At 45.5% G+C, this 24317-nt stretch carries 23 protein-coding genes and 1 riboswitch; of the genes, 12 read left to right on the top strand and 11 right to left on the bottom strand.

Features of this window, described 5'->3' with window-relative positions; translation table 11 throughout:
* Positions 1 to 133: 133 nt before the first annotated feature.
* The 5 genes from AAC052_RS11495 (at position 134) to AAC052_RS11475 (ending at position 5223) form a co-directional block, all read left to right on the top strand.
* Positions 134 to 1297: an MraY family glycosyltransferase gene (locus AAC052_RS11495; RefSeq protein WP_339813353.1), complete on the top strand. Its 1164-nt coding sequence runs from the start codon at positions 134 to 136 to the stop codon at positions 1295 to 1297.
* A 24-nt stretch (positions 1298 to 1321) separates the two neighbouring features.
* Positions 1322 to 2707: an exopolysaccharide biosynthesis polyprenyl glycosylphosphotransferase gene (locus AAC052_RS11490; RefSeq protein ID WP_339813352.1), complete on the top strand. Its 1386-nt coding sequence runs from the start codon at positions 1322 to 1324 to the stop codon at positions 2705 to 2707.
* A gap of 25 nt (positions 2708 to 2732) precedes the next feature.
* The gene (locus AAC052_RS11485; protein WP_339813350.1) at positions 2733 to 3698 is read left to right on the top strand and encodes a GDP-L-fucose synthase; all 966 of its coding nucleotides are present in this window, start codon (positions 2733 to 2735) and stop codon (positions 3696 to 3698) included.
* 80 nt (positions 3699 to 3778) lie between these two features.
* Positions 3779 to 4801, top strand: a complete 1023-nt coding sequence (gene pheS / locus AAC052_RS11480; protein WP_339813348.1) for a phenylalanine--tRNA ligase subunit alpha — start codon at positions 3779 to 3781, stop codon at positions 4799 to 4801.
* Positions 4798 to 5223, top strand: a complete 426-nt coding sequence (locus AAC052_RS11475) for a hypothetical protein (RefSeq protein WP_339813346.1) — start codon at positions 4798 to 4800, stop codon at positions 5221 to 5223. The genes pheS and AAC052_RS11475 overlap by 4 nt, the downstream gene beginning before the upstream one ends.
* A 2-nt stretch (positions 5224 to 5225) precedes the next feature.
* On the opposite strand, the gene AAC052_RS11470 is transcribed toward AAC052_RS11475, so the two are convergent.
* The 8 genes from AAC052_RS11470 to guaB all read right to left on the bottom strand — a co-directional run bounded on the left by AAC052_RS11470 (position 5226) and on the right by guaB (position 15006).
* On the bottom strand, positions 5226 to 6188 hold the full coding sequence (locus AAC052_RS11470; protein ID WP_317489191.1) for a MoxR family ATPase: 963 nt from the start codon (positions 6186 to 6188) through the stop codon (positions 5226 to 5228).
* A 6-nt stretch (positions 6189 to 6194) separates the two neighbouring features.
* Positions 6195 to 7547 (bottom strand): peptidylprolyl isomerase, encoded by a 1353-nt coding sequence (locus AAC052_RS11465; protein ID WP_339813344.1) that lies wholly within the window; start codon positions 7545 to 7547, stop codon positions 6195 to 6197.
* Positions 7522 to 8397, bottom strand: coding sequence for a peptidyl-prolyl cis-trans isomerase (locus AAC052_RS11460; RefSeq protein ID WP_339813342.1), 876 nt, complete (start codon positions 8395 to 8397; stop codon positions 7522 to 7524). The genes AAC052_RS11465 and AAC052_RS11460 overlap by 26 nt, the downstream gene beginning before the upstream one ends.
* Positions 8387 to 10555, bottom strand: a complete 2169-nt coding sequence (locus AAC052_RS11455; protein WP_339813341.1) for a peptidylprolyl isomerase — start codon at positions 10553 to 10555, stop codon at positions 8387 to 8389. The genes AAC052_RS11460 and AAC052_RS11455 overlap by 11 nt, the downstream gene beginning before the upstream one ends.
* A 20-nt stretch (positions 10556 to 10575) precedes the next feature.
* Positions 10576 to 10995, bottom strand: a complete 420-nt coding sequence (locus AAC052_RS11450; protein ID WP_317489195.1) for an ATP-binding protein — start codon at positions 10993 to 10995, stop codon at positions 10576 to 10578.
* A complete protein-coding gene (locus tag AAC052_RS11445; protein WP_317489196.1) occupies positions 10985 to 11329 on the bottom strand; it encodes an STAS domain-containing protein in 345 nt (114 codons plus the stop codon). Before AAC052_RS11445 ends, AAC052_RS11450 begins: the two co-directional genes overlap by 11 nt.
* Positions 11326 to 13425 carry a GAF domain-containing SpoIIE family protein phosphatase gene (locus AAC052_RS11440; RefSeq protein WP_339813340.1) on the bottom strand — a complete coding sequence of 700 codons (2100 nt, stop codon included), beginning with the start codon at positions 13423 to 13425 and terminating at the stop codon, positions 11326 to 11328. The genes AAC052_RS11445 and AAC052_RS11440 overlap by 4 nt, the downstream gene beginning before the upstream one ends.
* A 108-nt stretch (positions 13426 to 13533) precedes the next feature.
* Positions 13534 to 15006, bottom strand: coding sequence for an IMP dehydrogenase (guaB, locus tag AAC052_RS11435; protein ID WP_317489198.1), 1473 nt, complete (start codon positions 15004 to 15006; stop codon positions 13534 to 13536).
* Positions 15007 to 15114: 108 nt separating this feature from the next.
* Here guaB and pnuC point away from each other — a divergent pair, with 108 nt between their 5' ends.
* From pnuC to AAC052_RS11410, 5 genes are all read left to right on the top strand, one after another.
* Positions 15115 to 15732, top strand: a complete 618-nt coding sequence (gene pnuC, locus AAC052_RS11430) for a nicotinamide riboside transporter PnuC (protein WP_317489199.1) — start codon at positions 15115 to 15117, stop codon at positions 15730 to 15732.
* Complete coding sequence (locus AAC052_RS11425; RefSeq protein WP_339813337.1) at positions 15729 to 16244, top strand: ATP-binding protein; 516 nt, start codon at positions 15729 to 15731, stop codon at positions 16242 to 16244. Before pnuC ends, AAC052_RS11425 begins: the two co-directional genes overlap by 4 nt.
* A 73-nt stretch (positions 16245 to 16317) precedes the next feature.
* Positions 16318 to 16433: riboswitch (TPP riboswitch) on the top strand.
* 53 nt (positions 16434 to 16486) lie between these two features.
* On the top strand, positions 16487 to 18958 hold the full coding sequence (locus tag AAC052_RS11420) for a TonB-dependent receptor (RefSeq protein WP_339813335.1): 2472 nt from the start codon (positions 16487 to 16489) through the stop codon (positions 18956 to 18958).
* Positions 18958 to 20025, top strand: coding sequence for a DUF6687 family protein (locus tag AAC052_RS11415; RefSeq protein ID WP_339813334.1), 1068 nt, complete (start codon positions 18958 to 18960; stop codon positions 20023 to 20025). Before AAC052_RS11420 ends, AAC052_RS11415 begins: the two co-directional genes overlap by 1 nt.
* A gap of 30 nt (positions 20026 to 20055) precedes the next feature.
* Positions 20056 to 20679 carry a hypothetical protein gene (locus AAC052_RS11410; protein WP_339813333.1) on the top strand — a complete coding sequence of 208 codons (624 nt, stop codon included), beginning with the start codon at positions 20056 to 20058 and terminating at the stop codon, positions 20677 to 20679.
* Here AAC052_RS11410 and prmC read toward each other — a convergent pair.
* Positions 20676 to 21542: a peptide chain release factor N(5)-glutamine methyltransferase gene (gene prmC / locus AAC052_RS11405; RefSeq protein WP_339813330.1), complete on the bottom strand. Its 867-nt coding sequence runs from the start codon at positions 21540 to 21542 to the stop codon at positions 20676 to 20678. The two genes, AAC052_RS11410 and prmC, sit on opposite strands and share 4 nt — an antisense overlap.
* Positions 21543 to 21580: 38 nt before the next feature.
* Here prmC and ribD point away from each other — a divergent pair, with 38 nt between their 5' ends.
* Positions 21581 to 22627: a bifunctional diaminohydroxyphosphoribosylaminopyrimidine deaminase/5-amino-6-(5-phosphoribosylamino)uracil reductase RibD gene (gene ribD / locus AAC052_RS11400; RefSeq protein WP_339813328.1), complete on the top strand. Its 1047-nt coding sequence runs from the start codon at positions 21581 to 21583 to the stop codon at positions 22625 to 22627.
* Positions 22627 to 23109: a GAF domain-containing protein gene (locus AAC052_RS11395; protein WP_339813327.1), complete on the top strand. Its 483-nt coding sequence runs from the start codon at positions 22627 to 22629 to the stop codon at positions 23107 to 23109. The genes ribD and AAC052_RS11395 overlap by 1 nt, the downstream gene beginning before the upstream one ends.
* Here AAC052_RS11395 and AAC052_RS11390 read toward each other — a convergent pair.
* Positions 23099 to 23581, bottom strand: coding sequence for an RDD family protein (locus AAC052_RS11390; RefSeq protein WP_317489207.1), 483 nt, complete (start codon positions 23579 to 23581; stop codon positions 23099 to 23101). The two genes, AAC052_RS11395 and AAC052_RS11390, sit on opposite strands and share 11 nt — an antisense overlap.
* A 75-nt stretch (positions 23582 to 23656) precedes the next feature.
* Positions 23657 to 24313 (bottom strand): phosphatidylserine decarboxylase family protein, encoded by a 657-nt coding sequence (locus tag AAC052_RS11385; protein ID WP_317489208.1) that lies wholly within the window; start codon positions 24311 to 24313, stop codon positions 23657 to 23659.
* Between the last annotated feature and the right edge of the window lie 4 nt (positions 24314 to 24317).

Raw genomic sequence — 24317 nt, 5'->3', positions numbered from 1 at the left:
CGAGCGAATTCCTTGCTTGATTTACTAGGAAAAATCATAAAATTTGAAAATTTTACATTTTTCTTCTTAACAATTAAGCCATATAAATTGGCAGGTTAATTGTTAAGAACTATCTTTGACATCCGATTTCGATATGGAAAAGATACTTTTTGCACTTACGTCTTTTTTAATCTGCTTTATCCTGACGCCGGCGGTGATCTATTTTTTTGTTAAAAATAGTATTACAGACACTCCAGGAGGACGGAAAATCCATAAGGGTAATACACCGTCAATGGGTGGAATACCCATCATGATAGGTGTATTGTTCGCTACATTATTGTGGTTTACATTTGGCGAGCTGAACCAGAGCAGGAGTTTATTGTTTGCTGTCAGCATTATGTTTATGGTAGGCTTACGGGACGATCTGGTTAATATGTCCGCTCTACATAAGTTGATAGGGCAGTTGGCGGCAGCACTTTTGGTTGTATTTTTTGGTGGAGTACAGCTAACATCTCTTTATGGGTTGTTTGGGGTATATGACCTTCCAACATATGTTGGCGTTCCTATTTCTATTTTCACAATAATTGTACTTACCAATGCGTTCAACCTAATTGACGGAGTCGACGGCTTGGCAGGGGCAATTAGCTTGTTAGCGTTAACTTTTTTTGGCGTTTGGTTTGAGTTGAATGGGCAGCACCTTTATGCAGGTATAGCGGCCACGTTTGCTGGAGGAATTGTTGGATTCTTGATGTTTAACTGGTCACCTGCGAAGATTTTTATGGGAGATACGGGTGCTTTGGCAATTGGTTTGCTGCTGGCATCGTTCGCCGTTTTATTTATCGAAAGCAATTTCGCACTTAATGCAAGCTCTCCAATAAAGTTTAGTGGTTCGGTGGCCACAGGAGTGGCGGTAATGATTTTGCCTATTTTTGACACTGCCCGTATTTTTGTAAAAAGGGTGAGAAAAGGAAAGTCTCCGCTTTCGCCTGATAAGAGTCACGTGCATCATTTCATAATGCGGATGGGGTTTGAACATCGTCATATCACGCTTATATTAACATCTATTAACTTCATGTTCGTAGCGATTGCTATCGTTGGAAAGAGCTATTCAGACTCAATAATGCTTCCAATTGTAATTGGTACGGCTATTTTTCTCGGCCTTTCGTTGGACTATCTTGTTTTGCGATCTGTGAAAAATAAAGTCAGAAAAAGTCCTAAATTACTAGTCAATAAAAAATTCCCTGGAGCTAAAGTACCTACTAATCACCCTGTTGTAGAAAAGACCCTTATTGAAACCGAAAACATTTTGCAGAATTAACTATACTCTGTAACGCATTTTAAAATGCCTAAAAGGTTTTATAAACTATTCCCTGCCCTTTTCATCTTTGGAGAGTTAGTGGTCATATCAATACCTTTCCTGCTTTCCTATTATTTTATTAATGGTAGCTTTCAACTTGAGCCAGTATACCGGTGGGCCTTCGGGTTTTACCTGGGCATCTGGTTGTCGGTTTCGGTTGTTGCCGAAGATTTTAAAATTGGCAGGTCTACCAATTATTATGTAACACTAAAGAGGGCATTTTTTACACTTTTCATATCACTGTCACTGATTTCTTTCTTCTGGGTGCTCTTCGAGGCTTATGAGCTGAACCGGGAGTTTCTGGTGCTCATTTTTGTTCAGCTTTTTATTGCTGTTGGCTTCTACAGAGTTTTTGTCCACATAGTTCTCAATAAGTATCGGAAGTTCGGCGGTAATGTTAGAAGCGCCATTATCATAGGGTTCGATAGCCAGGGGGTTCGTCTGTACAACTTATTTAGAAGGAAGCCTGAATATGGAATAAGGTGTGTGGGTTTTTACGATGATACCTACTCGGGGGCGTCTCAAAAGGACGGGATACCTATCCTTGGAGGAATAGACGACTTTATTAGAAACGGAATCAACCAGACTGAATTTATCTATGTGAGTGAGGGTGTTAACAGGTTCGCTCTTAGTCAGATTGTCAATGCCGCCGATGCTCAGCTAAAGAAGGTCAAGCTAATACCTCATTTTAACACGGAGCTCTTTAAGACCTATTCTCTTACCAGATTTGACGACATCTCTATTGTCGATATCAACGACCTCCCACTCGATGGCATCTTGAATCGGGTTGTTAAACGATCATTTGACATTGTTTTCTCCCTTCTTATAGTTACGCTAGTATTGAGCTGGCTTTATCCTATCCTTGGTTTGTTGATAAAGCTGGAGTCAAATGGTCCGGTTCTTTTCCGCCAGCTTCGTCACGGTAAGGGCAACTCCCCATTTGTTTGCTATAAGTTCAGGACGATGGTGATCAACAACGTAGCAGATACCAAATGGGCTTCCAGAAATGATCCCAGAATAACCAGGGTCGGGACTTTCCTCAGAAGGACAAGTCTTGATGAACTTCCTCAGTTCTTAAATGTACTGATAGGCAATATGTCGATAGTTGGGCCGAGGCCTCACCCAATTCCCCTCAACGAGTCGTACCAAAATCGGGTCCATAAATTCACTCAACGCCATGCTTCCAAACCTGGTATCACGGGCTTAGCACAGGCTATGGGCTACAGGGGCGAAATACAAAAGTTCCACCAAATGAGCTCTCGGGTGAAACTAGACAGATTCTATCTTCAGAATTGGTCTTTTATTCTTGACCTGAAAATCATAGTTTTGACTGTTTATTCAATCGTATTCAATAGGGAAAATGCCTATTAGAATTGTCTTTAAAATGTTCTAGCAAGTGCATAAAGAATCAAAAGTGTTTATTGCCGGCCATAGGGGAATGGTCGGCTCTGCTATTTTAAGGGGCTTACAAAAGAGGGGTTTCTCGAATTTTGTTTTGAAGACTTCGGCGGAATGTGATTTGCGCCGCCAAGCTGATGTGGAGAGCCTGTTCGAGGTGGAGAGACCAGATTATGTCTTTCTGGCCGCTGCCAAGGTCGGAGGAATTAATGCCAACAACACCTATCGGGCAGAATTTCTACACGACAATCTGATGATCCAGAATAATGTCATTCACTCGGCCTGGAAATACCAATCTACCAAATTGATGTTTCTTGGCTCTTCTTGCATTTACCCTAAACTTGCTCCTCAGCCACTTAAAGAAGACTATTTGCTTACAGGACTTTTGGAAGAGACAAATGAACCCTATGCAATAGCTAAGATAGCTGGCATCAAAATGTGTGAGGCCTACAGAGATCAATATGGTTGTAACTTTGTGTCAGTAATGCCCACTAACCTCTATGGCCCTAATGATAATTATGATTTGAAAAACTCCCACGTGTTGCCGGCGCTGATCAGGAAATTTCATGACGCAAAGGTGAGCGGCGCAAGTGAGGTGGAAGTATGGGGTACCGGCTCCCCCAAAAGGGAATTTCTTCATGTCGACGACATGGCAGAAGCGTGTATTTATCTGATGGAAAAATTCGATGCCAAGCCACATTCAAAGGACCCGTCATTTTTGAATATCGGTTGGGGAGAGGATATTAGCATAAAAGACCTGGGGCTGTTAATAAAAGATATTGTTGGTTTTCAGGGAACCTTAAAGTTCGACACTTCAAAGCCCGATGGCACACCAAGAAAGCTCATGGACACATGCCGTCTCTCGGCGATGGGTTTCAAGCCAACTATCACTTTGGAACAAGGAATTGGAAGTGTTTACCGTGAGTTTGTGAAAACATATAGTTCGAGCAGCATACGACTTTAAGTTTGGCTTGATCCGAATCCGATGGAAACCAGCTTTTTGATTACAGGGTGAGTTCCTTACTTTTGTTAAAATTTTCTTTCATGATCGAACGAATTGAAGAGTTAAAGGAAGAGGTGCAGAAATTTGTTGCTGAGAAGGAGGCTGATCTTGAATCGTTCAGGATGAAGTTTGTAAGCAGAAAGAGCGTTCTTACAGATTTGTTTGATGCCTTCAAGGATGTTCCGCCAGCTCAAAAGAAAGATTACGGAGTAGCTCTGAACCAACTAAAAGTGCTGGTACAGGATCGCTTCAAGGAGCTGGTGTCTGGCCTGGAAGAGCGTAGAGAGGCAACCATAGAAACAAAGGATTTAACACTTCCAGCCGCAACGGACCAAATAGGAGGCATTCACCCTTTGACCGCCCTCAGAGCAAGAATCATAGAGATTTTCGAAAGAATAGGGTTTTCGGTGGCCGACGGGCCTGAAATTGAGACTGACTGGTATAACTTCACTGCGCTTAACTTTCCTGAAAACCATCCTGCAAGGGAAATGCAGGATACATTTTTCATTGAGAAAGATCCTGATGTATTGTTGAGAACGCATACATCTTCCGTACAAGTAAGGTTAATGGAAAGCGGGAAGCCACCTTTCAGGGCTATTATGCCGGGAAGAGTTTTTAGGAACGAAGCCATTACCGCACGGGCTCATTGCATTTTTCACCAGGTAGAGGGCCTGTATATAGATGAAGGAGTGAGCTTTGCAGATCTGAAGGACACCCTGTATCATTTCGCCAAGGAAATGTTCCATAAAGACGTCAAAATAAGGTTCAGGCCGTCCTATTTCCCATTCACAGAGCCTAGCGCAGAGATTGACATCTCCTGTCTTATTTGCAACGGAGAAGGTTGTAACATATGCAAGTATACAGGGTGGGTGGAGATAGCCGGCTCTGGTATGGTCGACCCAAATGTGCTGGAGAACTGTGGTATTGACTCGGAGAAATATACAGGCTTTGCTTTTGGAATGGGAATAGAGAGAATGGCCTTGTTGAAGTATCAGGTGAGGGATCTTCGTCTCTTTACCGAAAATGATGTTCGCTTCTTGAAACAATTTTCCTCCATTCTTTGAGCAGGCTGGCTAGTGTCTTTGGAGTTTTAGCAGTGGTGTTGATTTTTGCTCAATGCAGTGAATCGAACACTGGCCCTAATATCCCTCCAAAAATTGTCAACATCGAAATAAACCTATCCAACCTTCAATATCAGTCACTTCGGCAGGTTGGAGGCTTTGTGTACTTATCGGGCGGAAACAAAGGTCTGATTGTTTACCGGCAATCTCAATCAGAGTATAGGGTGTGGGATCGAATCTGCACCTACGGGCCGGACAAAGAATGTGAAGTAGTCACGATGAATAGCTCTGGCTTTTACATGGAAGACCTTTGCTGCAAATCGACCTTCGATCTTGACGGGTACCCTACGGCTGGCCCTGCAAAATATCCTTTGGTTGAATACAGGGCAGTGTCGGACGGCACGTTCCTCTACATTTCTAACTAGCTCTAAAGGAGTCGGGTGATGATCTGCTCTTCGGTTATTCCCTCCGATTCTGCTTTGAAGTTACGCACTATCCTGTGTCTGAGGATGGGCTCCGCTACGGATTGGACATCTTCGATGTCCGGAGAATACTTGCCGTTCATAAGTGCATTGCATTTTGCACCAAGCACAAGAAACTGAGACGCCCTTGGGCCTGCCCCCCATTCCAGGTACTGTTTGGCAAGCTCATCCCCTCCGTCGTTCGGTCTGGTTTTATGAACAAGCTTAACGGCATACTCAATCACGTTGTCTGCCACGGGAACCCTTCTCACCAACTGCTGATAGAACTTGATCTCATCCGCAGTCATCACCTGATCCACAGATTGCTCCCGCTCTGAGGTAGTATTCTTCACAATTTCAATTTCGGAGGCCAGCGTAGGATAGTCCAGGTTAATATTGAACATAAACCGATCCAACTGAGCTTCGGGGAGAGGGTAGGTGCCTTCTTGTTCGATAGGGTTTTGCGTAGCCAAAACGAAGAAAGGCTTTTCAAGAGGGTGGTTCTTTCCGCCTATTGTCACTGAGTATTCCTGCATCGCCTCTAGCAAAGCAGACTGCGTTTTTGGAGGGGTTCTGTTTATTTCGTCGGCGAGAATGATATTGGCGAAAATGGGGCCCAGGATGAACTTGAAATTTCGTTCCTTGTCCAGGGTTTCTGCCCCTAAAATATCAGAAGGCATCAAGTCAGGAGTAAACTGTATCCTGTTAAACTTCAAATGCAGCGCTGACGCCATTGTGTGAATGAGCAAGGTCTTAGCCAGGCCCGGCACACCTACCAAAAGGGAGTGCCCCTGACAGAAAATAGACGAAATTAATAGCTTGACTACCCTGTCCTGACCAACTATTACTTTCGAAACTTCTTTTGTTAACTGTAGATATGACTGGTGAAAAGCATCAGCGGCCTCTTTGTCGTTTTTAAACTGAACCATTGTTTATCAGTAATTCTCTTTTAAAAGATTGCAGAAGTCGAATTCCGGATCAACGTCAATGTACACATCTCCCTGTGCTTTACGAAACCACTCAGATAGAATCTTGTTTTTTTTGGCGCTAAGTGTTGCCTGATAAATCTTCTGGAAATCTTGCTCCAGATTTGCCTGGTGAGGTGGAACCTTGTCTTTATAGTAGATCAGTCTCAAAGCTTGCGTCCCGTCATCTAGCCTGTAGTCAATGGGTGCAGTAATGTTACCAACCTTCATCGTATCCAAAGTAAAGAAAAGCACGGGGTCTATTTCCTCAACGGAAACTCTCGGTGCGCCTGTGCCATCGAGCAAAAAGCCGCCATCGGAAGCTGTCGCCTTGTCATCGCTATATTCTTTTGCTGCCTTTTCGAACGTTATCGTTTTTGCTTCAATTTGCGTTTTTAGGCTGTCCAGATAGTCCCGGGAGGCTTTGATGTCAGCAGGGGATGGCACCGGAATCATCAAGATGTGTCGACTGTTGTAGGTGTTTCCTCTTCTTTCTACAAGTTGTATAATATGAAAGCCAAAGTCGGTTTCGACGGGCATCGAAATCTCTCCAGGCTGCGTGCTAAGCGCAGTTGCTTCAAACTCAGGCGCTAAATCTCCTCGTCTGAAAAACCCGAGCTCGCCATTGTTTCTCCTCACACTCGGATCCATCGAATACTGCTGGGCAAGGGTAGCCATACTTTCGCCGGCCAGAATTTTATTTCTGATAGCAATTAACTGTGTGCGAATTTTTTCTTTTTCAACTTCACCAGGCTCAGGAATTTTTACGATTTGGCCAATAGTTACTTCGGTTGAAAAGAACGGCAGAGAGTCCGATGGAATGGTTTTGAAGAACTTCTTCACTTCTGCAGGTGTCACAGTTAAATCTTTGGTGATAGTTCCCTGCATTTTTTCCACAACCATCTGTTCCTTTACGCTCTCACGAAGCTCGTCCTTGAACTGATCGATGGTTTTTCCGTAAAATTCCTCCAGCCGCTCCTCGGAGCCGACCTGATTGATGAAGAACTGTAGTCGGCGATCCAGATTACTTTCCACATCGCCATCTTCCACCATTACGGAGTCTATTTCTGCTTTAGCAACAAGCATTTTATTGATAACCAACGTTTCCAGGGCATCGCACCTGGTGATACCAGTAATGTCATTTCTCGATAGCATTTCCAGGTAGGATTTTTCCATGTCCGACCTAAGGATGATATAGTTATCGACTTTAGCGATGATCTCATCCAACACCATTGTTTGTTGTCCCAATACTTTCAGGGACGCCATCATGATAAAAGCCAGTGAGAGTGCGAATATTCTAGTTCCTGTAAATTTCAAATTCATCGTTTTGTTGCGCCTCGTTTATGATCTCTTCTTCCAGTTTCTTAGCGAGCTCAATTTTACGCTTATTAAGAATAATATTAACTATGTCTTCCCTGATAAACTCCAACGGAGAAACCTGATCAGAGATTTTGTATTCAAGTAGTTTTATGAAGTAAATAAATTTGTCGTCCGACGATTCTACGAAAGAATTATCCCGCAAAAACTGAACTTTGTTGGGTATGGTGGCTAGCGGAGTGCTTTTCACCACCTCGTCAAAGTTGAGCCAGGCGTTGTCCTCAAGGGAGGAAGATATGGCAAACCTGAAGCAATAAGACTTGATTTCTTCCATGTCGGAGTCGGGGTAACTTCTTAACAGACCCCTGATTCGTGAAATTCGTGGGGCCTCCTTGGGAATTTTGACAAACAGGCACTTGATAATGTTCTGCTTTAGAAGAAAGTTCTCAAACTTATCGTCGTAATAGGTTTGTATTTCTTGCTCGGAAACCTCTTTGTTAAGGCGCCTGCCGATCTCATATTTTTCAAACTCATGCACCATGAGGGCATACTTATAGTCAAGCACCTTGCGTTCGATTTCTGCTTCGTTGAACTCTATCTTCGAAGACGCCTTGGCAATCATGAGTTGCTTTTTTATCCAACTATCAACGTACTTCTCAACCAGCTTGACACTGTCTTCAGGGGACAAATTTTCAGGGGCAATACCAGTGAGGTCAGCTTTATAGAGGTACGTGTCGAAGACACGTGCTACGGGAATTTCCTGAACATTGGCTTCTTCTCCTGATTTTAGCTTTATAAACTCGCAGCTATGCAACAGAGAAAGGATGAGTACGAGAGGAAGGTATTTACTTTTCATTAAGTTGTTTTACTACATTTTTCCAAGCCCTGGCGTTCACTTTTACGCTATACTTGGCCTTCAGCTCATTTAGCCACGTGGTTTCCAGAAATTCCTGATAGTCTGAAACCACTTTGCCTTTGACCTCTCCGAGCTCTTTTCGGGCAGGTTGCTGTATATTTTTTATATACAGAATTTTCGAGAAGGCACCGTCGTTGACGAAATGAATCCCCGCCTTCCAGTATTCTTTGGGAACGAGGTTATTATCTTTTTCAAGCAGAGTACTTGAAACCTTCAAAGATAGCGTATCCAGACCATTGAAATATTTTTCTAACACACTTTTTGATTGGGTAAGTAATTCAATTTGAGATGAGTTGATCTCATCTTTGATAAAACGAACCCTTGAGGCCTCATCGGGAAATGCTGTTTTTATTTCCTGAACCGATTTTTCATTTGCATAAATAGATAGTCCCAGGGAGTCAATCGAATTGAATACCTCTGCAAGGCCCGCCTTGGCCGCTCCCCATTCTGATGAGGTGCCAACTGTGTATTTTCTTAGAAGGAACAAGGTGTCGATGGAAGAGTCCATCAGGCTTTTCAGCACTTTATTTTCGCCTTCAATGCTTAACACTTCTGCCCGTTCATTCCATGTATAATCATCCCGGTGCTCTGAGAAAAAGCTGCTCAAACCCACAGTATCCGTGTTGGCCATCTGCCACACCTTTTCGTTCATTACCTCAAACAGCAGGGTGCCATCAAAATACTCGTTGTATAAAAACCTGTAAGCGGAGTTAGTAGCATAGAGTTGCTGTAGCTCGATGCCTTCTAGCTTCTCCAGCAAGAAGCTGTTCCAAAGCTCATCAGCATACTTTTCAGCTGTTAGGTTGCTGCCCTTCTTTTGGTTTATCTCCACATACCGCAAGAAATCTTCTATTGTTAGTTGGCTATTGGCAGCGTTAACCAACACTTTTTTCAATTCTGAGCCTTTGGAGTCGTAAGACCAATTGCCTTCAATGATCCTGCCGTCTATCAATGAAAAGGTGGCCCTTTTCGGTTCAAGAAAAATCTTCACATTTAGTCGGCTGATCAAACTATCAATAGTTTGATCATTTCTACTGGAGGAGCGGTCATCGCCCGAAATGCGTGATTCAATCATTGTCCTTACCTCTTCCAAAGGCGGCACGGGCTTCTTCTCTACCAGTTTGATGATGTGCCACCCATTTTGCGCCTTGAGAGGATGAGAGATGTCGCCGGGTTTATCCAAACCACTTGCTGCAGTATAAAATGACGCTGGCAGTTGCCTGAATGTTAACCAGGGCAGCTCCCCGCCTTTGTTTTTATTAGAACCTTCATCACTGTATTGCGCCACCAGGCTGTTCCAGACTTCACCTTTGTCAAGTTTTGCCTTTACCTCTGCAGCTTTAGTGTACGCCAATGTTGAGTCGGCATTCATTTTGAAAAAAATATGTGCCAGCTTAATAGACCCCAGGGCTTTTCGCTTCGCATGGACATAAACAATGTGATAGCCAAACGACGTTTTGAAGGGGTCAGATACTTTACCGGCGGCAGTTTTGAAGGCTGCATTTTCGAATGGGTACACCATTTGGAAGGCGCCGAAATAGCCCAGATAGCCATTGTTTTGTGCGGCCGACGGATCCTGCGAATACTGTTTGGCCAATGTGGCAAATGATTCACCGTTGCCTACCCTTTTTTTGATTTCAAGAAGAAGGTTGTAGGCTTTGAGGGTATCTTCAGGTGAGGCATTCGCTGGAATTTCTATGAGGATATGGGAAGCCTCCACCTCCTCCAGAGTGCGGCTGTAAGCTTCTCTGACCAGCTCCTCGTTAATGAGGTTTTCGGTCAGGTAAGGTTTTGCCAATTGTTTTTTGTAACCAGCCATTTCCTCCACGAAAGCTGGCTTTTTATCATAACCAAGTGCTTTTGCCTCTTTTACCTTAAGCCGAAAGTTCACATAGAGTTTGAAGTAGTCGTCAAGCTCTTGCTCTGTAAAAGAACCAGAAGTTGCCTGCCGGTTTTTGTTGAAGGCATAGAGGAATTCTTCCGTAGAAAAAGCTTCATCCCCAATCGTAAAAAGGGGATCTTCTTTTTGGGAGAAGGCGGGGTTTGATAGGCCAAACGAAAAAATGAAAAGGACGAAGAGGGCTCCCTGGGGCTTCATTATTCAGCTAGAAGTATTTGTTATTGCTTTTTAAAATCCTTGGTGAGCCGGCAAACATTGTAACCATTGGACTGATAGAATTCGATTTTATCCATGATTCTGTTTACCAGCATAAGACCAATGCCTCCCTTTTTCTTGGTTCTGATAATATCTGACAAAGAAGGTTCTTTGTACTGAGCCATGTTGAACGCTTCACCGTGGTCTTTTATTTCGAAAACTGTTGTTTTGTCTGCTTTGAATTCAACCGAGATTTCAATGGATTCGTTGGCATCGCAACCATGCGAGTGAATGATAAGGTTGGCGCACACCTCATCCACAGCAAGCACAACCTTGTGACTTTCCACATCGGAAAGGCCATGCTGCCTCAGCAAATCGTCAATAAATTGACGGATCTCCTGAAGTTTATCAGTACTGCACGATGCCTTATAATTATATAACATTTAATAAACCCTTAGCGGACTTTTCATCATCAACAATTTTTAAAAGCTGATCGAGACCTAAAATTTGAAAAACATGGAAAACCTTATCCTGTAAGCCGAAAATAACCATGTTAATCTCCTTTATTTCCAGCTCTTGTATGTAAGACATAAAGACTCCCAGCCCTGCAGAAGAAATATAATTAAGCCCAGAGCAGTCGATCATTATTTTTTTATACCCATCAGATACTGCGTTCTGAATTGTTGTGTCGAGTTGAATAGATGAGCTCGCATCTACTTCGCCTCCAACACTAATGCATACATATTCTTTGTCTTCTGCTGTAGAGATTTCAATCATTTTTTAGTTTTTACGGATTCAACACTTTTAACGTTTTCATGCCCAGAGAACTTTACGATAAGCATGGTATAATCATCGTCCAACGACCGCTTTCCACAGAAATCGTATAAATCATCAATGATCCCGTCCTTTATTTTGTCGGGTGATAGGTTAGCATGCTTAAGTAGAGAGGTGCGGAGGCGATCGTACCCAAATTCCTCCTGGTGCTGGTTAGTGGCTTCCGTAATACCGTCGGTGTATAATACGAACACATCCTCCGGCTTGTAGTAGAACTCATTAACCTGAACATAGTCTTCGAAGGAAGAGTTTCGCAATATTCCCAGCCCTAGCCCCTTGTTTTTGAAGAAGCTGGTCTCCCTTGTACGGCCATCGAGGTATAAGGTTGGGCAGTGGCCTGCTCTGGTGAACCTTACTACTTTACTTTTTGTGTCGATTATGAAGTAGGAAGCCGTAATGAATGAGGTTTTCTCAAGGCACCGGCTTAAGGCGCTATTGGCCTGCACCATAAATTCTTTTGGCTCCAGATCCAGCTGTGCAAGGCTATGGAAAATTCCCTTCATCTGGCTCATATGGAAGGCCGCTGACGTGCCTTTGCCAGAAACGTCGGCGATGATAAGGGCTACTTTATTGTCGTTGATGCGGAAGGTGTCATAGTAATCGCCCCCTACTTCGTCGGCAGCCATAGAAAATGCCGTGATGTTGTAGTCGTGGTTTTTGTCAAGGGTTTGTGGTAAAAGACTTTTTTGAACCCGTGAGGCAATTTTCAGCTCTTCCTTGTACCGCTCGTTTTCCAGCGCTTCCGTTAGCAGCCGGAAATTTTCAATCGAAATGCTCGCCTGGTTGACGTAAGTGTTGATGATGTCGATCATTTCCTTGTTGAAGGAGTCGTCGACCTCTTTCAGCAAGGCAAGAGTGCCGATTTGTTCATTTTTAACAATAATGGGGTACACCAGAATCGACTTGAACGGCACTTTTTTAAGCGTAGCCGTCAGTTTTTGGCTGGTGGGGTTTCTTTCCAGCTCAGAGTTGAGAATTCGCTTCAACGTGCTGTTTTGCGCAGCCTCCTTTATTTTGTCTATAAGGTCAGGGTTCAGGTTCCTTACCAATAGTTCCTGCTTGCCGGCCTTTGTGTCCGTGATCTCCAGCCAGGCAGCGTCTGCAAACACCGCACTTACAGCGCTATCAAGTAATATTTCGAAGACTTGCTCTTCTTTTTGTCCGGTTGGGATGGTTTGGCTCAACCGCTGGAAATTGATGACCTCTTCCAGTTTGCTCTCAAAAACGGAGGAAGTGGGGAGGTTGAACAGGATAACAAGGACAGAAAAAACGGAGTAAATGAAGATGAAGGCGAAGACTGCCAGCACGAACACATTGTTGAGGAGGTCGGTGATCAGCACGGACTCATTGGAATAACCAACCAGGCTCATGAAGAAGTACCACAGATAAATGATGACCAGCAGTAGAAACAAGATGCTTTTCCACTTTTGCTTAAAATTGAGATAGGCGACCCATTTTAAGTTGACAGACAAGATCAGCCCAATGCCAACGAGCAAGAGAATTACCGTGTTAAAAGGAACGTCGAACAACTTGTAGCCGGAAAACTCAAAGCCAAGGCTCAGAAAAAGGAAATATTCGAAGAACTGCCAGGTGCGCAGAAGCTTCTTGGATTTTTGATAGAGGATCAGCCTTTTCCAAACGATGAAGGTGGAAATCAAAAACGATAGAATGAGCCCCAGGTTGACCAGGTAAAAGAAGTTGATCAACAGAATGTTTTTGGTGAGCATGGAGCCTCCAAAAACGTAGAAAAAGAACTTGATCGACAGTGAAACGATGGTAGTAAGAAGGCCGGTTACAAATACACGCCACAACAAATCGATAAAATTGATGCTCTCTGCTTTACCAATGCTGTAGCGATAATAAACCCCAACAGACAAGATAAAAAGGATGAGAAAAGCGTGGGGCAGGAACTGCGGTATGCCCAGTGAGGCGTTGTTCTTCTGATCGAAAAGGATCGACAGGTTGGTCAATAGCAGCAACGTCCAGAATATAATTCCGAAGGCTATGCTAAGTCTGACGATGCTTTTGTTCGACAACATCCAATAGTGTTACACCTGTTTGACAGGGCAATTTAAATAAATCACTAATTACTGTAAAAATATAAAAGCTGCCCAAAGACAGCTTTTATTATACCATGTTGATAACTGTTATCTCGACGAATAATTGGGAGCCTCTCTGGTAACGGCGATGTCGTGCGGGTGACTTTCACGAACACCAGCGGCTGTAATTTTAACAAATTGGGCTTTCTGCAAGTCTTCGATGCCAGCAGCTCCGCAATAACCCATCCCGGCTTTCAGTCCGCCCACGAGTTGGTACAGCACTTCCGAAACCAGGCCCTTGAATGGAACCCGCCCCACAATGCCTTCCGGCACCAGCTTTTTCACGTCGTCCTCAGCGTCCTGGAAGTAGCGGTCTTTAGAGCCACTTTCCATTGCTTCCACTGAGCCCATGCCGCGGTATGTCTTAAACTTTCTTCCTTCGTAAATAATGATCTCGCCAGGTGCCTCCTCTGTTCCAGCCAGTAGCGACCCGATCATGATGCTGCTGGCACCACCTGCAATAGCTTTCACAAGGTCGCCAGAGAAGCGCACACCACCATCGGCTATAACGGGCACTCCGCTGCCTTTGATGGCCTCTGCGGACTCTACCACTGCTGACAGCTGAGGTACGCCCACGCCAGCTATGATTCTGGTGGTGCAGATACTGCCCGGGCCAACGCCTACTTTCACAGCGTCGGCACCTGCATCAACAAGCGCTTTGGCCGCTTCGCCAGTAGCAATGTTTCCAACAATCATGTCGAGGTCGGGATAGGCCTTCTTCACCCTTTTGGCGGTGTCAATAACTCCTTTGGAATGACCGTGTGCGGTGTCAATACTGATTACGTCCACGCCAGCTTTTATCAACAAATCAACCCGATCCAAAATGTCTTCGGTAACGCCTACCGCAGCGCCCACTCTAAGCCTGCCAAACTCATCCTTACATGCGTAGGGACGATCTTTTTTCTTTAAAATGTCTTTATAAGTAATTAAGCCACTCAGCCTGCCTGACTTGTCAACGATGGGAAGTTTCTCAATTTTAAACTCCTGCAAAATGTCCTCTGCCTGCGCCAGGTCGATGCCCACATCTGCTGTAATCAGCTTACCGGTGGTCATCACGTCCTTTACAGGTACGTTCATTTTTTTCTGAAAGCGCAAATCCCGGTTGGTAATGATGCCTACCAGTTTTCTGTCACCATCAATGACCGGGATGCCACCAATCTTGAATTCACGCATGATGGCGACGGCATCGCCTACAGTCGAGTTCACATCAAGTGTGATGGGATCGAGGATCATGCCACTTTGAGAGCGCTTCACTTTTCGAACCTGCTCTGCCTGGGCCTCTATCGACATGTTTTTGTGAATGAAACCAAGACCACCTTCCAAAGCCATAGCAATGGCAAGAGAATATTCGGTGACCGTGTCCATAGCCGCAGACACCAGAGGCACATTAAGTCTGATATTTCTGGTAAGTTGCGTCGAAGTATCAGTCTGGCGTGGAAGTACTTCAGAATACGCTGGGAGTAATAGTACGTCGTCGTAAGTGAGCGCTTCGTACTTGAACTTGGAGTTGTTGAGGGCCATTTGCAAATAATAATTTACGTGATATTATTTGCGGGGCAAAATTAAAGATATTAAAGATTATTCGGAACGGTTAGTTCGAAATTAATTTTAACGAAAGAATATTTGGGCATGGAGTGGTTTCTGGAAGGATTGAAAATTGGCGTGCAACAAATGACCTGGCTGGAAGCAATAGCCGTATTCTTTGGGCTTTTGAGCGTCTGGTATTCCATGCGGCGAGACATTTTGGTTTTCCCTACCGGAATAGTAAGTACCATCATTTTTGTCTATATCTGCTTTCCGGCCAAGCTTTATGCCGACATGGCCATCAATGTTTATTACACTGCCATGAGCGTGTATGGATGGATTCTCTGGAGTAAAAAGACTCCCGGTGAAGAAGCCCTTCCTGTTAGCTATAACAGCCAAAGAGAAAATGTAATTACAGCCTTTTTCCTGATTGGATCATTTGCCTTCTGGTATTACATTCTTACCCAACATACCGATAGTGACGTGCCCTTGTGGGACTCTTTGACCACGGCCATTTTCATAGTGGGCATGTGGCTCATGGCAAAAAAGAAGGTGGAAAACTGGGTGGCATGGATTGTAGGCGACTTGATTTCCGTGCCACTTTACTTCTACAAAGGACTATTACTGGCCAGCTTTCAGTTTTTCATTTTTACAATAATTGCAGTGATAGGACTTGTTGCATGGATAAATGATGTGAAGCAGCAAACGAAGGAGGCCGTATGACCAAAAGGATTGGCATTATAGGCCCCGAATCAACTGGCAAGTCAACTTTGAGCCTCCAGCTGGCAGCCCATTTTCAAACACAGTGGGTACCCGAGTTTGCCAGGCAATACCTTATAGACATTAATCGACCGTACGAGGAAAGTGATTTGTTGACCATTGCAAAAGGTCAGAAAGCGAAAGAGGAGCAATTATTTCGAGGCGCCAACAACTTTTTGTTTTGCGACACCACACTTATCGTCGTTAAAGTGTGGAGCGAACACAGCTATGGCCGATGTGATCCCTGGATTGCAGAGCAGGTTGATCATATGAAATATGATTATTTTTTCCTTACCGATATCGACATGCCCTGGGTGGAGGATCCACTGAGGGAACATCCACACATGCGGGATTATTTTTTTGACATTTATAAAAGCTATCTCGAAAAGGAAGGCTTTCCCTACTCGTTAGTGAGTGGTAATGAGGAAGAAAGGCTCCAATTGGCCATTGCGAAAGTAGGCTCGTTGATTGTCTGAAATAGGTTTCATTTCAGGGCTGTCGGCTCCATCGATTTGATTCCTATCTAAATTCTTCCTTACCTTAGCAGCGTAATTTTACCAGGGGTGCCCTATCTGCCAGTAGGCGGAATAAGTTCGGGCTGAGATTATACCCTTTGAACCTGATCCGGGTAATGCCGGCGCAAGGGAAAGGAGGTGAAACGTTAAGGTGGCAGAAACCCCTTGATGCCACTGATGTTTAACCGAAAAATTTAAGGTACATGTTTAACAAAAAAATGTTGGGCGTCAGCTTATGGCTGGCACTGACGGGTGTGTTCGCAGGAGCGAATGCCGATGCCCAGTCGCTTTCAGGCAAAGTGACTGACGCAGAAACGAATGAGGCCCTACCGGGGGCTAATGTGGTCATTGTAGGGAGTGGAAAAGGAGTTTCCACCAATAATTTGGGTAACTACTACCTGACAGGACTGCCCACAGGGCAGGTGACTATCAAAGTGTCTTTTGTAGGGTATGAAACGGTTGAGAAAGCAATTTCACTTGGTACAGATGAAGTCATGAACTTTAGTCTTTCCAAAGACCTGCTGCTCGATGAGGGCATCATTGTGTCCTCAACACGGGCCAATGAGAAAACGCCGATGACATTTTCCACTATTTCCAACAAGGAAATAAAGGCGCAAAACCTTGGCCAGGACATGCCGATGTTGGTCAACTGGTCGCCATCGGTGGTGACAACTTCCGATGCAGGTGCTGGAGTTGGTTACACCGGCATCCGGATCAGAGGAAGCGATGCTACCCGGATCAATGTGACCATTAACGGTGTTCCGCTCAATGATTCAGAGTCGCATGGCACTTTCTGGGTCAATACGCCTGACCTTGCCTCGTCTACCAACAATATTCAGATCCAGCGGGGTGTGGGTGCTTCGACCAATGGAGCGGGTGCGTTTGGTGCCACCATCAACCTCCAAACTTCCATGCCCTCCACCGAAGGTTTTGGCGAGATCAACAACTCTTTTGGCTCTTACGGAACAAGAAAACACAACATTGTGTACAACACCGGTCTCATCAAGGACCACTGGTCGTTTGAAGGCAGGCTGTCAAAAATTGCTTCCGACGGTTATATCGACAGGGCGTCGTCAGATTTACAATCTTATTTCCTTTCCGGAGGCTATTACGGCAAGAAAACCATTGTGAAAGCGCTTGTGTTTGGAGGCAAAGAAGTTACCTACCAGTCGTGGTGGGGTACGCCTGAAGCGAGACTCAACAACGACGAGGAGGGCATGCAGGAGGTGATCGCCAACAACGGGTATTCGCAGGCTCAGGCAGACAACTTGCTGAACTCAGGCCGCACTTTCAACTACTATCAGTACGACAACGAGGTTGATAACTACCAGCAAGACCACTACCAGCTTCACCTGACGCATCAGCTGAGCAAAGAGTGGTCGGTTAACGGTGCATTGCATTACACTTATGGCCGTGGCTACTATGAGCAGTACCGGGAGGGCGACGACTTTTCTGACTACGGGCTCGACCCGATCGTGATAGAAAACACTACCGTTGAGACCACAGATTTGATTCGCCGTCGCTGGCTTGACAATGATTTCTACGGGTTTACCTATAGCATCAACTACAGTGGCGAGAAGTGGCAGACAACGTTGGGCGGAGGCCTCAATGTGTACGATGGAGATCACTTTGGCGAGATCATCTGGGCCAGATATGCAAGCAATTCCGAAATCAGAGACAGGTATTACGAAAGCAATGCGCTGAAGAAGGACTTCAATAGCTACCTGAAAGCCAACTATCAACTTACCGACAGGCTGAATGCCTACGGCGATCTGCAAATCCGTACGATTGGCTACACTACCGAAGGGGTTGACAGCGACCAGGCCGCTATTGATGTGGACGAGAATTTCTTCTTTTTCAATCCAAAGGCAGGCCTTACTTATGCCCTTGAAGGGACTTCCCAGCTTTACGCTTCTTACAGCGTTGCCCACAGAGAGCCTATCCGAAGCGACTTCATTGATGCTCCAGCTGGAAAAGTGCCGGCACCCGAAACGCTGGGTAACTGGGAAGCCGGATACAAAACGGCCGGTAAGCGCTACTCGGCTGGTGCCAACCTCTATCTGATGGACTACAAAGATCAGTTGGTATTGACTGGCGAGGTTAACGACGTTGGCTCCTCCGTCCGTACCAATGTGGCCGACAGCTACCGGGCTGGGCTCGAACTACAGGGCTCAGTACAGCTAACCAACCAGCTAACATGGAACGCCAACCTGACTTTGAGCAGAAACAAAATCAAAGAGTTCACTGAAGTGCTTTACGACTACGGCACCAACTTTGACGAATACAACGAGGTCAGAAATGTCTACAAAAACACTGACATCTCTTTCTCTCCCAATGTCGTTGCGGGGTCTCAGCTTTTCTACCGCCCGATTCCCGCCTTTGAAGCAGGGCTGCTTACCAAGTATGTTGGCCGTCAATACATGGACAACACGCAGATGGAATCCCGCTCTATCGATCCCTACTTTGTCAATGATCTCCGGTTTACCTATGAGTGGAAACCAGCATGGGTAGAAAGAATAGGCCTCAGCTTGTTGGTGAACAACGTATTCAGCACGCTGTACTCCTCTAATGGATATACCTTCGGATACTTCGGGGGCGCTTATGAGGTGCGAGAAAACTACTATTATCCTCAGGCAACGAGGAACTTTCTGGCAGCTTTATCTGTGAGGTTTTAATGGAATTCATTCCGTTTGCTGAAGCCAAAAAACTTGATCACCATCAGGTGATTGGAGTAGACTGCTTCCTTCCTGGCAGGCTCAATTTGAGCCACTGGAGGGGAGCGGGCCCTCCTGCTGAACTTGCCGAGGACACCAGTGCTGCCATTGCCATCAACGCTTTGGTGAAGGGCGCTGTGCCGGAGGCGGCCAGGTTTGTCACGAATAACCACTTCGACGTAGACGGGTTTATCGGCATTTGGTCTCTGCTGAATCCAGAGCTGGCGCTAAAGCACCAGCATTTGTTGAAGGCAATGGCTTTGCTGGGAGATTTCAGGGAGCTCCCGGAAGACGCAGCGCTCGCTGACCAGGCGCTGAAACTTGTGGCGTGGCTGAATAGTGTAGAAAAGAAAAAGTTTTATGCCCCTTTCGGAAAAGCCTACCTGGAAGAAGAGGCCTGCGTAGAAAAGTACACCTTCTTTTTGCCGGCGTTTGAAAAGGCTTTGAATGACCCTGAGGTGTTTCGCAAAGATTGGGAAGAGGAATATCAACTGGCCAATCAACACTTATCGCTGTTGGCCAGCCAGGGCAGTGTGGAGTTCTATGAAGACATACGGCTTCTTGTGGTTCATGCTCCAATGCCTCTTCATTATTATGCGCTTTTCGGGAAATCGGCGCAGACAGATATGGTGCTGACCATTTACCCGGGAAACCAGTTTGAGTTAGAGTATAAATACACGACATGGGTAGACGCCTACGGCCGAAACCCTTACCCCAGGATTAACTTTCAGCCGCTTATAGATAAGCTAAATGGCCTGGAAACTTCCGGTGAGAAGTGGACAGGTGCCGATGTGACAGACACCGGGCCTATTCTTCGGCTTGGCCCTTCTATTAAAGACAAGGAAATACGTTTTGATCACCCTTTTAACAGGCGGTTCTACTCATCATCCATTGCTCCGGAGTTGCTGGAAAATACTGTCATTTCTTTTTACCGCAAGGCTTATCAGTCGACAAAGCCAAAGGAAATATGGACCTGGGCGGAGATTCGACAAGTGAACGACAACCTTATGAAAACGTGGAAGAAATAGTCATCTTCGTGTTTTTGTAAATCACTGCTAATGTCTTCACACCATATCGTTCGAGATGAGCAGGAACCAGCTTTGCTGGCGCTGAATGCCGCATGGCTTCGCAACGAAACGCTGGCAAGCTTGCTGGAGTGGAGCCCGACGATTGTGGTGCCCGCCGGAGAGGTGGAGGTGTTAACCACCCTGGGAATCAAGCCCGATGTAGTGGTGGCGACCCATGAAGAAAAAATTCAACACGCCGCCGTCTGGGAAGCTTTCGCCCCCTTGACCATTTTGGAAAGAATAAGTGAACAGAATGATGTCATTGCTGCCCTTCATTACCTTTTGGCAAAGAGATACAAGGCGGTTAATATTTTTGCCTCTGCTTTTGATTTATCCCTTTCGGAGTTAGCACTCTTTTTCGCCAATATGGACATTGTTTTCTATTGTGAAACGAGCCGTTGGCTGTGGATCCGACAAGGGAAATACAGCAAATGGCAGCCAGCAGGCACCCAGCTCAGCGTAAAGTCGCTGGATGAGCCACAGGAGTTTATGTGGAGCGGGTTTACTGCAAAGCCATCCAAGCAACTTTTGGACAAGGCGACTCTTTCCGTTGAGAAGGATAGCTTGGTTTATATTCAATCCGGGCAGGCTTTTCTTCTTGAGGAACAGCTTTAGCCGACCTGCCCTCTGATCATCCGGTCTTTGCCATTGATGTCCTGCCGCAGTTCGATTTGAGAGTAACCCAATGAATCAAGCAAATCTTTCATTTCCGGGCCAAAAGCTTCGTTGATCTCGAAGCAGAGCCAGCCTTCCTTTTTCAAGCCTGTTTTGGCCAGCGTTGCAATTCTTTTGTAAAAAATAAGCGGATCATTGTCGCCGACAAACAGGGCCAGGCTGGGATCAAATGCCAAAACGTTTTTGCTCATTAAAGGCTTTTCGGAAACTCTGACATAAGGAGGGTTACTAACTATGATATCAAAAGCCCCTTTATCGATCGTTGCCTCAAGAATATTGACTTGTTTAAAATGTACCTCAGCTCTCAGCCGACCCGCATTCTTTCTGGCAACTGCCAAGGCTGGTTCGGAAACATCCCAGCCCTCACATTGAAAGGTTGGCATTTCCAGCTTAATGATGATGGGGATGCAGCCACTGCCTGTACCTATGTCCAGGAGGCTGATCTTGGTTGGCTTCTTTTGAGAATTGATAATCCAGTGAACCAACTCTTCTGTTTCGGGTCGGGGAATCAGCACATCTTTGTTCACAAAGAATTTTCTACCGTAGAACCATCCGTAGCCCACCACATGTTGTACTGGCTCTTCATTTTTGAGCCTTTTAACTGCTTCGTCAAGCCTAGCCCTATCATCCTCGGATAGCTCCAGTTGTTTTTTGGCTAGCCTGTCGCCGGCAGTTATTCCCAGCACTCCCTCCAGCAAGTAGCCGGTGATGCTTTGTGCTTCATTGGCGCCACAAATCAGGATCAGTTGATTGGCCACTTCGGTGAATAGTTTGTCGGCAGAAGTAATAGCGGGGATAGGCAAGGCAATAATTTTTTTGTCTCACAATTTATGTCAAATTTATGAGGCAAATAGCAATTGATTTGGAACAACACCAGGTATTCATGCGGCGGGCCATTGAACTGGCGCAGTTAGGTTTGGGTAGTGTGAGCCCTAATCCACTGGTTGGCTGTGTAATAGTGAAAGACGGCCTGGTCATTGGGGAAGGCTGGCATCGCAAATATGGAGAGGGCCATGCCGAAGTAAACGCTGTGAATGCCGTAAAACATCCTGAGCAGCTTAAAGGCGCTACTGTGTATGTCACGCTTGAGCCTTGCTTTCACTTTGGCAAAACACCACCATGTGCCGATCTTTTGATAGAAAAAAAAGTGGCAGAGGTGATAGTGGCTGTTGAAGACCCCAATCCGCAAGTGGCTGGCCGGGGTATCGCCAGACTGAAACAGGCAGGTATCCATGTGCAGGTGGGATTGCTGGCTGAGGAGGCCGAATGGATGAACAGGCGGTTTTTAACGGCCATGAAAGACCACAGGCCTTACATCATCCTGAAATGGGCGCAAACCATGGATGGTTTTGTTGCTCGGGAAAACCATGACTCGAAGTGGATCAGCAACGCCTATTCAAGAAAGCTGGTGCACAAATGGCGGACAGAAGAGGATGCTATTTTGGTCGGCAGCAATACCGTAGTTTACGACAATCCGCAGTTGACTGCCAGGGACTGGCCAGGCAAAAACCCTGTGCGGGTAGTGCTGGATCCGGGTGACGAGTTGGATGGTAACTACCATGTGCTTGACGGCTCCGTTTCGACGATCATCTATACAACCATACGAGAGTCGCTGGAGGCTAACCTTGAGCTTGTAAAGGTCGACGCACATCACTACTTGTCGGAGGTGCTGGCTGATTTGCATAGGAAAAATATCCGATCGGTGATTATAGAGGGTGGAGCCAAAACGCTGGAATCGTTTATAGAAATGAACCTTTGGGACGAGGCCAGGGTTTTTTATGCGCCCACGACATTTACCACGGGCATAAAGGCTCCGGTTTGCGGAGGCACTATTTTAAGTAAGGAAGATATTTTGGGTGATACATTGATTATTTATACAAGAGACTAATGGCTGAAACTCTTTTTATTCCGCAGGAAGCGACTAAGCAAGATAAATACCAATCACTTGTGCCTCAGATTGAAGCGTTGATTGCCGGCGAGCCAGATCTTACGGCCAACCTGGCCAATATTGCGGCGGCTCTGAAGTACGGGATGGGCTTTTTTTGGGTTGGTTTTTATATGGTCAAAGAAGACCAGCTGGTGCTTGGGCCGTTTCAGGGGCCAATCGCTTGTACCAGAATCAACCTGGGTAAAGGCGTGTGTGGCTCTTCATGGAAGGAGGCCAGAACCTTTATTGTGCCGGATGTTGATCAGTTTCCCGGTCATATAGCTTGCAGCGGCGATTCAAAATCGGAAATAGTGCTGCCAATCATTCGAGACGGAAAAGTGCTTGGCGTTCTTGATGTGGACAGCGACAGACTCAATGAGTTTGACGAGGTAGACCAGCGCTACCTCGAGCAAATCATTGATATGCTTCAAATCACTTCTTAACTACCAACGTGCTGGCAATCATATCATGAAGGCCTTGCTTCTTTTCTGTGAAGCCCGCCATGATATAACCAATGCCGAGGATCATCGAAGAAACAATCTTACCCAGGTTTCGGAGCAGGGCTTTTCCAAAATCGAGTTTGTTGCCTTCCATGTCGGTTACTTTTAGGCCAAGAGCTATTTTGCCCACGGTTGCCTGGTACTTACTTGACTCCATAAAAGAGTAATAGAGCACCTGAATAGTGAGAGTAATTAAGAAGGTAACGCTGGCAATGCTAGCGAGAGCGGCAAAAAGCCCTATCGCTTCTTCAGTGCTCATGGAATCGTCAAACAAGCCGGGTGTGGTGGCAAAGCCAAAACCCAGAGCGGCAAAAATTGGCAACAGAACAAAAGATTGGACTGTATAGACTATGATATAGTCAATAATGTAGGCCACAAAGCGTAGCCAAAATCCAGCATAATTAGTAGATGACATAGTATGTAAGGGTTGGTTTTTATGAAAAGATATAAATTTCTTTTCACTAAACCAGCGATCTGGAAGCGATATGCTTTAGGCCAGCCTGGCAATCACCGTTTTGCCGCCTGTAGTTTTGTCGTTGATGTTGACTTCAATTTTGGCGTCAAGCGGTAAAAACACGTCGACCCTGGAGCCGAACTTAATGAATCCGAACTCCTCACCCTGGGTCAGTTGGTCGCCCTCTTTCACATACCACTTGATGCGGCGGGCAACTGCTCCGGCTATCTGGCGGAAGAGCACTTTTACACCCTTGTCGTTTTCCATGACCACAGTCGTTCTTTCATTCTCGATGCTCGACTTCGGGTGCCAGGCAACAAGGTATTTTCCTGGGTGGTATTTAAAAAAGCTTACTTTTCCTTTGATTGGAGCCCTGTTGACATGTACGTTAAGAGGCGACATAAAAATAGAAATCTGTATGCGTTCGTCTTTCAGGCATTCGTCTTCGGTGGTTTTTTCAATCACCACCACTTTCCCTTCGGCGGGTGCGTAAACAGCTTTAGGGTCTTCGGGAGTCACGCATGTTGGAAGCCTGAAAAACTGAAGAACAAGAAGGTAGATCACAATGCTGGCAGCAAGCACCAGGGTATGAATAAGCGACATTGCCACATAGTTGAAAACTACGTAGTTCAAGCCGATGAAAATAATCGCCATCACCAGCAATAATGTTCTACCTTCTTTGTGTATTGTCATCTTT

The sequence above is a fragment of the uncultured Imperialibacter sp. genome (assembly GCF_963974565.1).
GTDB lineage: Bacteria > Bacteroidota > Bacteroidia > Cytophagales > Cyclobacteriaceae > Imperialibacter > Imperialibacter roseus.
Note: the sequence above shows the minus strand (reverse complement) of the source record. Positions and strands in the feature narration are given on the sequence as shown.